Annotated in this window: 13 protein-coding genes; 8 read left to right on the top strand and 5 right to left on the bottom strand. The window is 61.3% G+C overall.

Annotated elements, in window-relative coordinates; genetic code table 11:
* Positions 1–2: 2 nt before the first annotated feature.
* From E9677_RS07915 to E9677_RS07885, 7 genes are all read left to right on the top strand, one after another.
* The gene (locus E9677_RS07915) at positions 3–512 is read left to right on the top strand and encodes an arsenate reductase ArsC (RefSeq protein WP_136557560.1); all 510 of its coding nucleotides are present in this window, start codon (positions 3–5) and stop codon (positions 510–512) included.
* A gap of 5 nt (positions 513–517) precedes the next feature.
* Complete coding sequence (locus tag E9677_RS07910; protein ID WP_136557559.1) at positions 518–1,219, top strand: aquaporin; 702 nt, start codon at positions 518–520, stop codon at positions 1,217–1,219.
* Complete coding sequence (gene arsC / locus E9677_RS07905; protein WP_136557558.1) at positions 1,216–1,641, top strand: arsenate reductase (glutaredoxin); 426 nt, start codon at positions 1,216–1,218, stop codon at positions 1,639–1,641. Before E9677_RS07910 ends, arsC begins: the two co-directional genes overlap by 4 nt.
* Complete coding sequence (gene arsH, locus E9677_RS07900; RefSeq protein ID WP_268960300.1) at positions 1,634–2,344, top strand: arsenical resistance protein ArsH; 711 nt, start codon at positions 1,634–1,636, stop codon at positions 2,342–2,344. Before arsC ends, arsH begins: the two co-directional genes overlap by 8 nt.
* A gap of 80 nt (positions 2,345–2,424) precedes the next feature.
* The gene (glgX, locus tag E9677_RS07895; protein WP_136557557.1) at positions 2,425–4,383 is read left to right on the top strand and encodes a glycogen debranching protein GlgX; all 1,959 of its coding nucleotides are present in this window, start codon (positions 2,425–2,427) and stop codon (positions 4,381–4,383) included.
* Positions 4,384–4,472: 89 nt separating this feature from the next.
* Positions 4,473–4,961: a MaoC family dehydratase gene (locus E9677_RS07890; protein WP_136557556.1), complete on the top strand. Its 489-nt coding sequence runs from the start codon at positions 4,473–4,475 to the stop codon at positions 4,959–4,961.
* Between the two features lie 26 nt (positions 4,962–4,987).
* Positions 4,988–6,046 carry a DUF2332 domain-containing protein gene (locus E9677_RS07885; RefSeq protein ID WP_136557555.1) on the top strand — a complete coding sequence of 353 codons (1,059 nt, stop codon included), beginning with the start codon at positions 4,988–4,990 and terminating at the stop codon, positions 6,044–6,046.
* A gap of 19 nt (positions 6,047–6,065) precedes the next feature.
* On the opposite strand, the gene E9677_RS07880 is transcribed toward E9677_RS07885, so the two are convergent.
* The gene (locus E9677_RS07880; RefSeq protein ID WP_136557554.1) at positions 6,066–6,428 is read right to left on the bottom strand and encodes a hypothetical protein; all 363 of its coding nucleotides are present in this window, start codon (positions 6,426–6,428) and stop codon (positions 6,066–6,068) included.
* Positions 6,429–6,660: 232 nt separating this feature from the next.
* On the opposite strand from E9677_RS07880, the gene E9677_RS07875 reads away from it, so the two are divergent.
* Positions 6,661–7,539, top strand: a complete 879-nt coding sequence (locus E9677_RS07875; protein WP_136557553.1) for a hypothetical protein — start codon at positions 6,661–6,663, stop codon at positions 7,537–7,539.
* Positions 7,540–7,691: 152 nt separating this feature from the next.
* Here the strand turns inward: E9677_RS07875 and E9677_RS07870 are convergent, their stop codons facing one another.
* The 4 genes from E9677_RS07870 to E9677_RS07855 are packed head-to-tail and all read right to left on the bottom strand — an operon-like array spanning position 7,692 to position 12,820.
* Positions 7,692–8,246, bottom strand: a complete 555-nt coding sequence (locus E9677_RS07870) for a sarcosine oxidase subunit gamma (protein WP_136557552.1) — start codon at positions 8,244–8,246, stop codon at positions 7,692–7,694.
* Positions 8,239–11,232, bottom strand: a complete 2,994-nt coding sequence (locus E9677_RS07865; RefSeq protein WP_136557551.1) for a sarcosine oxidase subunit alpha — start codon at positions 11,230–11,232, stop codon at positions 8,239–8,241. Before E9677_RS07865 ends, E9677_RS07870 begins: the two co-directional genes overlap by 8 nt.
* The gene (locus tag E9677_RS07860) at positions 11,229–11,549 is read right to left on the bottom strand and encodes a sarcosine oxidase subunit delta (RefSeq protein WP_136557550.1); all 321 of its coding nucleotides are present in this window, start codon (positions 11,547–11,549) and stop codon (positions 11,229–11,231) included. Before E9677_RS07860 ends, E9677_RS07865 begins: the two co-directional genes overlap by 4 nt.
* 17 nt (positions 11,550–11,566) lie before the next feature.
* Positions 11,567–12,820 (bottom strand): sarcosine oxidase subunit beta family protein, encoded by a 1,254-nt coding sequence (locus E9677_RS07855; RefSeq protein ID WP_136557549.1) that lies wholly within the window; start codon positions 12,818–12,820, stop codon positions 11,567–11,569.
* Positions 12,821–12,843 lie beyond the last annotated feature (23 nt).

Genomic DNA, 12,843 nt, shown 5'->3' with positions numbered 1-12,843 from the left:
CCATGACCGACAAGATCTACAATGTGCTCTTCCTCTGCACCGGCAATTCTGCCCGCTCCATCATCGCCGAGGCCCTGCTGAACCGGCTCGGCCAGGGCAAGTTCAAAGCATACTCTGCCGGCTCCCAGCCGAAGAGTGAGGTTCATCCCTATACGTTGCAGCTGCTGAAAGGGGCGAATTACGACACCAGCTTCGCCCGTTCCAAAAACTGGGACGAGTTTGCCGTGCCTGGCGCGCCGCAGCTCGATTTCGTCTTCACCGTCTGCGACAACGCCGCCGCCGAAGCCTGTCCGGTCTGGCCGGGCCAGCCGATGACCGCCCATTGGGGCGTGCCTGATCCGGCCGCGGCCGAAGGCACGGAATCCGAGCGCCATTTTGCGTTTGCCGACGCCTATCGCATGCTAAACAACCGCATTTCGATCTTCGTCAGCCTGCCGATGATGAGCCTCGACAAGCTCTCGCTGCAGAAGCGGTTGAACGAAATCGGCAGTAGCACACAGACGGCCGGCTGAAGACCATGGCCGATCTTTCCCGCCGCCTCGCAGCCGAGGCGCTCGGCACCGCCATGCTCGTCGCGACGGTCGTCGGCTCCGGCATCATGGCGGACCGACTCTCCGACGACGTCGCTGTCTCGCTGCTCGGCAACACCATTCCGACCGGCGCGATCCTTTTCGTCCTGATCACCATCCTCGGCCCCATCTCCGGTGCCCATTTCAACCCGGTTGTGACAATGGTCTTCGCTCTCCGCAAGGAGTTGGAGACCTCCGCCATCTTGCCATACGTGCTCGCCCAGATCCTTGGCGGCATCGTCGGCACGCTCATCGCCCATGCCATGTTCGACCTGTCCATGTTGCAGATCTCGGAGACCGTGCGCACGGGATCGGCCCAGTGGAGCGCAGAGGCGGTCGCAACCTTCGGCCTGCTGCTGACCATTCTCGGCGGCCTGCGCTTCAAAACGGAAGCCATTCCGATGCTGGTCGGGCTCTACATCACGGCCGCCTACTGGTTCACCGCCTCGACCTCCTTTGCCAATCCGGCCGTCGCGATCGCCCGCAGCCTGACCAATACTTTTGCCGGCATCCGCCCAATCGACCTCACCGGCTTCATTCTCGCACAGATGGCTGGCGCCTTGATCGCAGCCGCGTTTGCCGCCTGGCTCTTCGCCGAGAGCCGCAACGAAATTCCCCCGATCATACCCGAAGGAACGGAACGTCCATGACCGTCACCATCTATCACAACCCCGCCTGTGGCACCTCGCGCAACACGCTGGACCTCATCCGCCATGCCGGCATCGAGCCTGTTGTCATCGAATATCTGAAGGCACCGCCAAGCAAGGAAGACCTCGCAACCATGATCGCCGATGCCGGCCTCACTGTCCGCCAGGCGATCCGCGAAAAGGGTACGCCCTACGAGGAACTCGGCCTGGCCGATCCGACCCTGACCGACGATCAACTTCTCGACGCCATGATCACCACGCCTGTGCTGATCAACCGCCCGCTTGTCGTCACCGACATGGGAACCCGCCTCTGCCGCCCATCGGAAGTCGTGCTCGACATTCTGCCGGCTGACGCCTTCACCTCAGCCTTCGTCAAGGAAGACGGCGAGGCCGTGCTCGACGCGGAGGGCAAGCGCATTGTCTGATGTGAATACCGACCTGCCCGCCGCCGATCTCGACCACCTGCGCATGCCGGATCTGGAGGCGCTGCGGCGCCCCTTTTCCACCCACAAGCCACGCATCCTGATCCTCTATGGCTCCTTGCGCCAGGTCTCCTACAGCCGTCTTTTGGCGATGGAGACCAAGCGCCTGCTCGAACATTTCGGCGCCGAGGTGAAGGTGTTCGACCCTTCAGGCCTGCCTCTGCCCGACGATGCACCGGTCAGCCACCCCAAGGTGCAGGAATTGCGCGACCTCTCCGAATGGTCAGAGGGCCAGGTTTGGGTGAGCCCGGAACGTCACGGTACCCTGACCGGCATCATGAAGGCGCAGATCGACTGGATCCCGCTGTCGATCGGCGCGGTTCGCCCAACCCAGGGCAAGACGCTGGCGGTGATGCAGGTCTCCGGCGGCTCGCAGAGCTTCAACGCCATCAACGCCATGCGCCTGCTCGGCCGCTGGATGCGGATGATCACCATCCCGAACCAGTCCTCGGTCGCCAAGGCCTATCAGGAGTTCGACGCCGACGGCCGCATGAAGCCCTCCGCCTATTACGAGCGCGTCGTTGATGTGTGCGAGGAACTGGTGAAGTTCACCTATCTGACCCGTGACATCTCGGATCACCTGACCGACCGCTACAGCGAGCGCAAAGAAAAAGCCGTGAAAGCGGTGAACCTCAAGGCCATGTAAGCGCAACCGCTCTGGTCGCGTCCGCGCCGCCTGCTATTGTTCCATCAGGCGAGCGAATCAACCGGATCACGAGGCGGCACATGACGGAAGCGATGCTCGGAGCCACCCTCGACAAGACGGGCGCCGATTTCCGTCTCTGGTCGCATCATGCAGATCTCGTCGAACTTTGCCTGTTCGACGAGGCCGGCGATGCGGAACTCAAGCGGCTCACCATGACCCGCGGCGAAGGCGATGTGCACCACGTCTTCGTCGATGGCATGAAAGAGGGCGCCCGCTACGGCTTCCGCATCCATGGCCCTTATGACCCGGTCGCGGGTCACTGGTACGACCCCTCCAAGGTCCTAGTCGATCCTTACGCCACCGAAATCGACCGCCCTTTCGTCTATGACCAGAGGCTCGGCCAGTTCGGCGTCGATACGGCCGATCTGATGCCGAAGTCTATCGTGAAAGCCCACAAGCCGCTCAAACCCATGATGCCGCTCGGCGACCGTGCCGGCTTCATCTACGAGGTCAACATCAAGGCGCTGACCATGCTGCATCCGGATGTACCGGAATCCCAACGCGGCACGCTCGCGGCGCTGGCGCATCCCGCCGTCCTCGCCCATCTGCGCCGCATCGGCGTCGACATGATCGAATTGATGCCGATCACCGCCTGGATTGACGAGCGTCACTTAGCCCCTCTCGGCCTCACCAACAGCTGGGGCTACAACCCCGTGGCAATGATGGCGCTCGATCCGCGCCTCGTGCCCGGCGGTGTGAAGGAATTGAGAGACACGGTCGCAGCACTTCATGCCGAAGGCATCGGCGTCATCCTCGACCTTGTCTTCAACCACACCGGCGAAAGCGATGTGCACGGCACCACGCTCTCGCTGCGCGGCATCGACAACCGCTCGCTCTTCCGTCACGTCACAGACGATCCGGGCACCCTGGTCAACGACACCGGCTGCGGCAACACGCTAGCCTGCGATCATCCCTTCGTCCGGCAACTGATAACAGACACGCTGCGCCATTTCGTGCTTTCGGCAGGCATCGACGGCTTCCGCTTCGACCTCGCCCCGATCATGGGCCGTCACTGGGACGGTTTTCATCAGGACGCGCCGACCCTCAAGGCCATTCTCGAAGACGAAGTGCTGGAGGATCGCATCCTGATTGCCGAGCCCTGGGACATCGGCCCCGGCGGTTATCAGCTCGGCCGTTTTCCGCCCGCCTTCCTCGAATGGAACGACCGCGCCCGTGACACCTTCCGCCGCCATTGGCGTGGCGATGCGGGCACCACGGGAGATCTCGCAACGGCCCTTGCCGGCTCTGCCGATCTCTTTGCCCATGACGGCCACGGCCAGACCCGCAGCGTGAACTTCATCGCCGCCCATGACGGCTTCTCGCTCTCCGACCTCGTCTCCTATGAGCACAAGCACAACGAGGCGAATGGCGAGGAAAACCGCGACGGCCACAACGAAAACCACTCCTGGAACAACGGCGTTGAGGGCGAGACCTTAGACAAGGCGATCCTGAAGAGGCGCCGGCAGGATATCGAAGCCCTGCTCTCCACGCTCTTTGCCAGCCGCGGCGCTGTCATGCTGACATCAGGTGACGAGTTCGGCCGCAGCCAGCGCGGCAACAACAACGCCTATTGCCAGGACAATGCGCTCACCTGGCTCGACTGGTCGAAGGCGGACGAAGAACTGATCGAAACCACCGCCCGCCTTGCCGCCATGCGCCAGCGCTTCAGCTGTTTCATGGACACGAGCATATTGACGGGCGAAGGCGATGTGGCATGGCTGAATAAGGACGGCCTGCCCATGACCGTCGGTGACTGGCAGACGCCGGATCTCGCCGCGTTTGCCATGGTGCTTGCCGCGGTCGATCGCGAGACCGGCAAGGACTGCCGCGTTGCCGTCCTCTTCAACCGGGCGACGGAGACCAAAGACTTCGTCCTTCCACCGCAAGACAACCGCAAATGGCGGCGCCTGCAGACCGGCCGCAGTGCCACAAAGGTCAGCATGAAGCCCCGCACGGTGGATTTCTGGGTCGAGAGCTAGTTTTTTGATATTGATGTGATCGAAACCTATTCCGCCTGAGATCAAGCGGCTATAGCCTGCCGGAATTGTTGGAAAATCGGGTTCATTTCATGCCGCATGAGATTTCGCTGAAAGACGTGCAGGGGCTTGTCGGGACTGTGGTCGGGGTATCGGACTGGATCACCGTCGACCAGCCGATGATCGACGCCTTTGCCGGCGCCACCATGGACCATCAGTTCATCCATACCGATCCCGTCAGGGCTGCGGCCGAGACCCCCTTCGGCGGCACGATCGCCCATGGCTTTCTCACCGTCTCGCTGCTGTCGGCGATGAACTTTAACTGCTTGCCGAAGATCCGCGAACAGACGCTCGGCATCAACTACGGCTTCGACAAGCTGCGTTTCATGTCGCCGGTGAAGACGGGCAAGCGCATCCGCGGGTCCTTCAAGCTCGCCGGAGCGCGCTTCCGCGGCGCGGGCATGCTGATGAACACCTATGAGGTGACGGTCCAGATCGAGGACGAGCGCAAGCCGGCTTTGACCGCCGACTGGATCACCATTTCCCAATTCGACCCGAAGGATCGGCCGGAGCACGTCTGACGGCCCAGAATCGAGGAGAGCGGCTGATGTCTGACGATCGCTCCGGGGCCATCCGCCAGAGTTTCCGACGTCAGGCCAAGGCCTGTGAAGATCTTGGCTCGCCCTTCACCGCAAGGCTCTGCACCTTGGTCGCAGAACGGCTGACCGAAGCAACACCGGTCGGTGCGGAAATCCTCGGCTGGTCAGGAAACCCCGACGGCACCGGCGATGCCCTGGCCTTGCGGCTGGCCGGCACATTGCACGCGCTGGTCCGCTCTGGGCGCGACCCGGAACTGGCCGCAGTCTATCCGCCCAACACCACGGATGAAGACACGCTCTGGTCCTCCGTCGAAACCGCCTTGCAACGCGACGAAACCTTCATTCTCGACCGCCTGAAATCCGCACCGCAGACCAACGAGGTGCGCCGCTCCTCCGCTCTGCTCCCCGGCTTCCTGACCATCGCGGCGCTGACCGGCAAACCGCTCGTCCTGTCGGAACTCGGCGCCAGCGCCGGGCTCAACCTGCAATGGGATCGCTACAGCTATCGCTTGGGCGACGTCAGTTGGGGAGACGCCTCGCCGGTTCACCTCGAACCACGCTGGGAAGGCCCGCCGCTGCCCAAGACTGAAATCGAAATTGCCGAACGCGCCGGCTGCGACTTGAACCCGCTCGACCCGTCATCCGAAGACGACCGCCTGCGGCTCTTCTCCTATATCTGGGCCGACCAGCAGGACCGCCTCGACCGCACCGCAGCAGCCCTTGCCATGGCCGCTGGGAGCGGACTGAAGGTGGAGAAAGCCGACGCCATCGACTGGCTGAGAAAGCGCCTAGCGACGTCCCGTCCCGGCCTTACCCACGTCGTCTACCACACCATCGCCTGGCAATATCTGCCACCGGCGCTCAAGGCCGAAGGGGAAGCGCTGATCGCCGAAGCCGGCAGTCGAGCAAACGAAGCCGCACCGCTGGCGCGTCTGCAGCTGGAAGGCGATGGCAAGCCCGACGGGGCTGCCATCCTTCTAACGCTTTGGCCGACGGGCGAGACTCGCGAGATCGGCCGCGCGGATTTTCACGGGCGTTGGGTGAAATGGGCGGGGTGGGAGAGGTAACAGTCAGCATGCAACGGATTTACCCAATCGGCTTGAACACCTGCTCAGCAATCGGCTTGGTCAGATCGACATCCTCGCGCAAGTCCAAAGGACTGTCTTTCAATGCGCCCGCCCCGTAAACGACAACGACCTCACCCGTCGTTGGGTCCTGCATTAGCAGATCGAGCGCCGCATCAACCTCCTCCAGCGTCAAACTTGGTCGCGGGTCACTAAGTGACCGGTGGATTCGCGCATCCAGTGCATTGAGGTGAAGCAGCGCATCTTCGCGCCTCTGGTGCCATGCCTCGATCGCCGCCATGACGGCCTCATCGGCCGACGCAAAATCGCCGGTCTCCACAAGAGCATCCAAAGCCTTCAGCGTGTCGTTGCGCAGGAATTCCATCGAATTTGGTCCACCGGTCGCAACATGAACTCAAGTAGAGAACAGCAGGAGCTTTCGAACACCGCTACACAACGTACAACCGAGGGGGAGAAATCGACCTCAGCCGAATAGCGCAACTGACGCTTAGCATCCTCCGGCATGCGGCTTAGCAGCTGAGTGGACGAATATAGCTTCTTGACAAGTCTCGACGCTGCCAACACGCTTATACAATGTTAAATAGAGCAAAAGTTGAATGCAAATATTTCAGTCTCACGTATCATTTTCTTGTCCTGACTGCGGCAAGGTGTCGTCCGGTCCAGTTGAAATTCCTGAACCGGACTGGTCAGCAGCAGAGAGCCCAAGTGACCTAAATTCTGAAGGCCAGATTTATGTATCATGTACCGAATGTGACGAAGAGTACCCAGCTTTTGTCGTCAACAGCGCCGGAAATGTCCACATTACATTCGAAGACCATCCAACCATAAGGGTGTCAGCAGATAACGCATTTTATTCATCTGATGAAGACCAATGGCCAGAACCGGAAATTCCTTCGGACCCTTGGTCGATTTTCCATGGCCTCCGCTCCGAGGTCAGTGTTTGGCTGAAGGACCATGGGAACGAGCACGGCGGAGCACTCATTAATCGGATGCTGTTCGCGTCGTTGATCAGTGGGCTTGAAGCTTTTCTGTGCGATACACTTCTCAACGCAGTTTCGGAGCGAAAAGAAGCTCAATTGCGTCTGGTGAAAAGTGACAAAGACGTTCTCACGATGAAATTTACCTTAGCACAGGTTCTTGAAAAACCTAATCTGGTTGTCGAAACCATAAAAACGCATTTACGCGACATCAGCTTCCACAACCTCCCAAGAGTCAACGCCCTTTATCGTGCGGCCTTAGATATCGACTTCTTCAAAATGCTCGAAAAAGAAGAAGTTGCGGCGCTAAACAAGGCAGTGGAACTTCGACATCACGTCGTCCATCGCAATGGACGCGACAAGGATGGCAATATATTGGAAAATTTCACCCCTAGATATGTGAAATCTGTTTTAGAACTGACCGACACCTTGGTTAGGAAGCTTGATGAAGCTGTGAACCCGGATGATTATTTCGACGACGATTCCATCCCTTTTTAACCTCGACCTACAGACGTTGTCTCTCAGCTTTGTGGTTGATCGCCTCGAGCGCCGCCTTGCGAAAGAACTGCTCGCAACGCTCACGTTGCGAGCAGCCTCGATGGCGTGAATATGAATAGATTCCAAAGCGCGGTTGCGCTCACGGCTTGAGCTCAGAGCGAGGCATCCTCCGCGCCTTCGCTCAGCATGCCGAAGGCATAGTCCGCAAACGAGCGCCAGCATTCGACGCGGAAAGTGTCTTCCTCGGCGCGATAAAGGATGATCTCGATCTTGCCGAAGACGGTGCGCGTGACGGCGCCGACCGGGAAAGCGGCGAGCGACAGGTCGAGCGGGCAGGCCGCGTTAAGCGTGTTTGCAGCGGCGGGACCCGAGACGATGATCGCCGTGTTGCGGTGGGAGATGTCGGTGGCCGAGTGAACCACGCCGGAGGCCGCGCAGTCGGCCATCAGCGCGTCGCCCTTCTCGTCGATCAGGAACCATTCGTCCGGACCGATCCAGAAGGCCGTGCGGCCCTTGGCCGAGGCGGACGTCTTCGGCTTTGTCGGCAACTTGAGACCAAGCGTCTTGGAGAGGCCCGCCACGGCATCCGCACCGGCGCGCAGCGACACGCGGGTCGCGGGAAGCGCCGGGGTGAGGCGAACCTTGGCGCTGCCGCCATGGAAGCCGGCAAGAACGGTCTTGCGTTCTGCAACAGACATATCAGCCATGGATGCGGCCTCCTTCCTTGTCAACGAACACCATGTCGGTGACTTCCACCGCGATGGTCTTTTCCTTCATCGGCACATAGAGCGTCTCGCCCAGGCGGGCGCGGCCACCGGCCACCATCGCAATCGCGATCGAGCGACCGAGGTTTTCCGACCAGTAGGACGAGGTCACATGGCCGAGCATGGTCATCGGCTTCGGCTGGTTCGGGTTGGCGACGATCTGCGCGCCCTCTTCCAGCACTTCGTTCGGATCCTTGGTGAAGATGCCGACAAGCTGCTTGCGGCCTTCCTTGACCAGATCCGGCCGCTTCATGCCGCGAATACCGACGAAATCGGTCTTCTTCTTCGACACCGCCCAGGAGAGTCCGGCATCGTCAGCCGTCAGCGTACCGTCGGTGTCCTGACCGACGATGATATAGCCCTTTTCGGCGCGCAGCACGTGCATGGTCTCGGTGCCATAGAGGCAGGCGCCGAGCGACTGGGCGCGTTCCCAGATCTTTTGGAAGACGTCAGCGCCGAAATCGGCGGGCACGTTGACTTCGAAGCCGAGTTCACCGGTGAAGGACACGCGGAAGAGACGCGTCGGCACGCCGCAGAACTTGCCTTCGGCCACGCTCATATGCGGGAAGGCCTCGTTCGAGATGTCGATGCCCTCGACGAAAGGCGCGATGATGTCGCGCGCCTTCGGACCCTGGACAGCGATGACGGCCCACTGCTCTGTCGTCGACGTCAGCCAGACCTTCAGATGCGGGAATTCCGTCTGCAGATAGTCTTCCATGTGGTGCATGACGCGCGGCGCACCGCCCGTCGTGGTGGTCACATGGAAGCGATCCTCGGCCAGACGCCCGACGACACCATCGTCATAGATGAAGCCGTCTTCGCGGGTCATGATGCCGTAACGCGCCTTGCCGGGCTTCAGCGTGTCCCAGGCATTGGTGTACATCAGGTTGAGGAACTCGGCCGCATCGGGACCGACAACCTCGATCTTGCCGAGTGTCGAGGCGTTGAACACACCGGCTGCCTCGCGCACTGTCTTGCATTCGCGGTTCACGGCAGCATGCATGTCCTCGCCCGCCTTGGGGTAATACCAAGCGCGCTTCCAGTTGCCGACGTCTTCATAGACGGCACCCTGTGAGACTTCATAGGCGTGCATCGGCGTCTTGCGGGTCGGATCAAACAGCGCATCGCGCGAATGGTTGATCAGCGTGCCGAAGGTGACGGGCGTATAGGGCGCGCGGAAGGTGGTGAGACCGACCTGCGGGATTTCCTTGCCAAGCACTTCGGCCGCAATGGCCAGACCATGCATGTTGGAAAGCTTGCCCTGGTCGGACGCCATGCCGTTCGTGGTGAAGCGCTTGATGTGCTCGATCGAATGCATGCCTTCGCGCACGGCCAGACGAATATCCTTGGCGCAGACATCGTGCTGGAAGTCGACGAAGGCCTTGACGTTGTCTTCGCGTCCGGCGCCTTCGGCAGCGCCGATCATGCCGCCGGTCCAGGCGTAGGCATTGGCGCCGGAGAGCGAGAGCGAAGGCGCCTCAGCTGCACCCGCAGCCTTGGCCGAGGAGAGACCGGCAGCCGTTGCCTCATCGAGAAGCGCCTGCAGATCATCAGTGCCGTTGCAGCCACCGACAGACACGCAATCCTGCACATAGACGTCAGGCAGGAAGCGGTCGTTTGCCGCGTCATATTTCAGCTTGCCGCGCGACTGCGAGAACATGTGCACGGACGGCGTCCATCCGGCCGACATCAGGAGCGCATCGACCTCGATCTTGCGGGTGGAGCCGCCACCATTGCGGCGAACGGTGATCGAGCGGACGCGCAGACGACCTGACGTGTCGACCACGCCATGGTCGGTCAGCACTTCGATGCCTAGCGCACGCGCCTGGGCCAGAACACCCTCACCCGGCTTTTCGCGAGCGTCGACGATGACCGGCACAGAAACGCCCGCCTTCTTCAGATCGATCGCCGCTTCATAGGCCGAGTCATGCGCGGTGTAGACTCCAACCTTGGCGCCGACGGCAACGCCGAAATGATTGAGATAGGTGCGGCCCGCCGCCGCCAGCATTATGCCCGGGCGGTCGTTGTTGGCGAACACCATATGGCGTTCGATCGAACCGCTGGCGATGATCACGCGCTTGGCGCGGACCTGCCACAACCGTTCGCGCGGCTGGTTCTTGGACGGCTTGGCGACGTGGTCAGTGACGCGTTCGACCAGCGCCACGTAATTGTGGTTGTGATAGCCGAAGGCGGTCGTGCGCGAGAGCACGGTAACGTTCGCCATGGCCTTGAGCTTGGCAACGGTGGCCTGCGCCCAGTCCCAGCCGCTCTGGCCGTCGACGGTCGCGCCCGTGTCGAAGTGGAAGGCACCACCCATTTCCGGCTGCTCATCGACAACAATGACGCGCACGCCCGTCTGGGCCGCGGCCAGTGCCGACGCGAGACCAGCGGCACCGCCACCAATCACCAGCACGTCGCAATGGGCGTAACGGTTGGCGTAATGATCCGGATCCGCTTCCTTCGGCGCATGGCCGAGACCGGCAGCGCGACGGATGAAGGGCTCATAGATCTGGTGCCAGGCAGCCTTCGGCCACATGAAGGTCTTGTAGTAGAAGCCGGCGGCGAAGAAGGGCGACAAGAGGTTGTTGACCTCGCCGATGTCGAGCGACAGCGAGGGCCAGCGATTCTGCGTCTCGATCTTCATCCCGTCGAAGACTTCCTGCACGGTCGCCCGCACATTCGGCTGGCGGCGGGCGGCGTCACGCGAGACGTCGAGCAGCGCATTCGGCTCTTCCGGACCTGCGGTCAGGATGCCGCGCGGACGGTGATACTTGAACGAGCGGCCGGCGAGATGCATGCCATTGGCGATCATCGCGGACGCCACGGTATCACCTTCATAAGCGGTCAGCGTACGGCCATCGATGGTGAAGCGGGCGGTCAGCGCCGGCGTCAGGCGGCCCTTGCCGGGAATACGGTTGGCAGCACTCATGCCTTTTCTCCCTCAGGTGCAGACGGGGCAACCAGTGTTGCGGGATCGGGCATGGGTTCACCGGCCTTGTAGGTCAGCAGGATCTTGTCGGAGATGGTGTCGCGGGCGGCGTTGAAGAAGCGCCCGCAACCACTGATATGGCGCCAGCGTTCGAAGATCAGACCCTTCGGGTTGTCGCGCAGGAAGAAGTAATCGGCGAATTCCTCGTCGGAAATCGCGGAGATATTGGCAGGACGCGCGATATGCGCCTCACCGGCGGCGCGAAACTCGAGCTCTGCACGCTCTTCTTCGCAATAGGGGCATTTAATGACCAGCATGATGGACGATCCCTAATTCAGTGCGCCACGGCAGCGGCGGCTGCCTCGTCGATGAGGCGGCCGGTGCGGAACCGGTCGAGCGTCAGACCCTGGGCCAGCCGGTGCGGCTCGCCCTTGGCGATGAGATGAGCGAAGAGGTTGGCAGAACCCGGCGTCGCCTTGAAACCGCCCGTACCCCAGCCGGCATTGACGAACAGGTTCTGAACCGGCGTCACACTCTGGATCGGCGAACGGTCGGCCGTGTTGTCGGTGATCCCGCCCCATTGGCGCATCATCTTCACACGACGGAACATCGGGAAGAGCTCGCAGATGGCATCGAGCGTATGGGTGATGATCTGCATGCCGCCGGTCTGGCTGTACGAATTGTACTGGTCGGTACCGGCACCGATCACCAGCTCGCCCTTGTCCGACTGCGAGATATAGGCATGGACCGTGTTGGACATGACAACGCAGGGGAAGATCGGCTTCAGCGGCTCGGACACGAGCGCCTGCAGCGGCGTCGAGTGAACTGGAAGACGAACGCCCGCCATGCCCATGACGACGGAGGAATGGCCGGCAGCGGAAACACCGACCTTCTTCGCACCGATGAAGCCCTTGGTCGTATCGACGCCGGTCACTTCACCGTTCGGTCCGCGACGCAGGCCCGTGACTTCGCAGTTCTGGATGATGTGCACGCCGCGATCGGAAGCGGCACGCGCATAACCCCAGGCAACCGCATCATGACGGGCGGTGCCGCCGCGACGCTGCAGGGCAGCACCATTGATCGCGTAGCGGGCGTTCTTCGAGATATCGAGCGGCGGGCAAAAGGCCTTGGCCTGCTCCGGCGTCAGCCATTCATTGTCGATGCCATAGAGATTGTTGGCATTGACGTGCCGCTTGAACGACTGCTGGTCATGCACATTGTGCGACAGCATCATCACGCCGCGCGGCGAATACATGACGTTGTAGTTGAGGTCCTGGGAAAGACCCTCCCAGAGCTTCAGCGAATGCTCGTAGATGTCCATGCTCTCTTCATAGAGATAGTTGGACCGGATGATCGTCGTGTTTCGGCCGGTATTGCCACCGCCGAGCCAGCCCTTCTCGATCACGGCGACATTGGTGATGCCGTGCTCCTTGGCGAGATAATAGGCTGCACCCAGACCATGGCCGCCGGCGCCGATGATGATGACGTCGTAGGACTGCCGCGGCTCGGGAGAGACCCACTGAGCCTCCCATCCCTTGTGGGCACGCATGGCCTCACGGACAACGGCAAAGACCGAATATTTGCGCATTCGCCTTAAACTCCTGTGGTTCA

Origin of the sequence: Peteryoungia rhizophila, from assembly GCF_004912145.1 — a bacterium.
Lineage (GTDB): Bacteria > Pseudomonadota > Alphaproteobacteria > Rhizobiales > Rhizobiaceae > Allorhizobium > Allorhizobium rhizophilum.
Note: the sequence above shows the minus strand (reverse complement) of the source record. Positions and strands in the feature narration are given on the sequence as shown.

Bases quoted from the DNA above. Each gene is read 5' to 3' on its own strand.
- E9677_RS07865 (WP_136557551.1), bottom strand. From the start codon at position 11,232: ATGAGTGCTGCCAACCGTATTCCCGGCAAGGGCCGCCTGACGCCGGCG.
- E9677_RS07915 (WP_136557560.1), top strand. From the start codon at position 3: ATGACCGACAAGATCTACAATGTGCTCTTCCTCTGCACCGGCAATTCT.
- E9677_RS07875 (WP_136557553.1), top strand. From the start codon at position 6,661: ATGCAAATATTTCAGTCTCACGTATCATTTTCTTGTCCTGACTGCGGC.
- E9677_RS07890 (WP_136557556.1), top strand. From the start codon at position 4,473: ATGCCGCATGAGATTTCGCTGAAAGACGTGCAGGGGCTTGTCGGGACT.
- E9677_RS07885 (WP_136557555.1), top strand. From the start codon at position 4,988: ATGTCTGACGATCGCTCCGGGGCCATCCGCCAGAGTTTCCGACGTCAG.
- E9677_RS07880 (WP_136557554.1), bottom strand. From the start codon at position 6,428: ATGGAATTCCTGCGCAACGACACGCTGAAGGCTTTGGATGCTCTTGTG.
- E9677_RS07910 (WP_136557559.1), top strand. From the start codon at position 518: ATGGCCGATCTTTCCCGCCGCCTCGCAGCCGAGGCGCTCGGCACCGCC.
- E9677_RS07870 (WP_136557552.1), bottom strand. From the start codon at position 8,246: ATGGCTGATATGTCTGTTGCAGAACGCAAGACCGTTCTTGCCGGCTTC.
- arsC (WP_136557558.1), top strand. From the start codon at position 1,216: ATGACCGTCACCATCTATCACAACCCCGCCTGTGGCACCTCGCGCAAC.
- E9677_RS07855 (WP_136557549.1), bottom strand. From the start codon at position 12,820: ATGCGCAAATATTCGGTCTTTGCCGTTGTCCGTGAGGCCATGCGTGCC.
- glgX (WP_136557557.1), top strand. From the start codon at position 2,425: ATGACGGAAGCGATGCTCGGAGCCACCCTCGACAAGACGGGCGCCGAT.
- E9677_RS07860 (WP_136557550.1), bottom strand. From the start codon at position 11,549: ATGCTGGTCATTAAATGCCCCTATTGCGAAGAAGAGCGTGCAGAGCTC.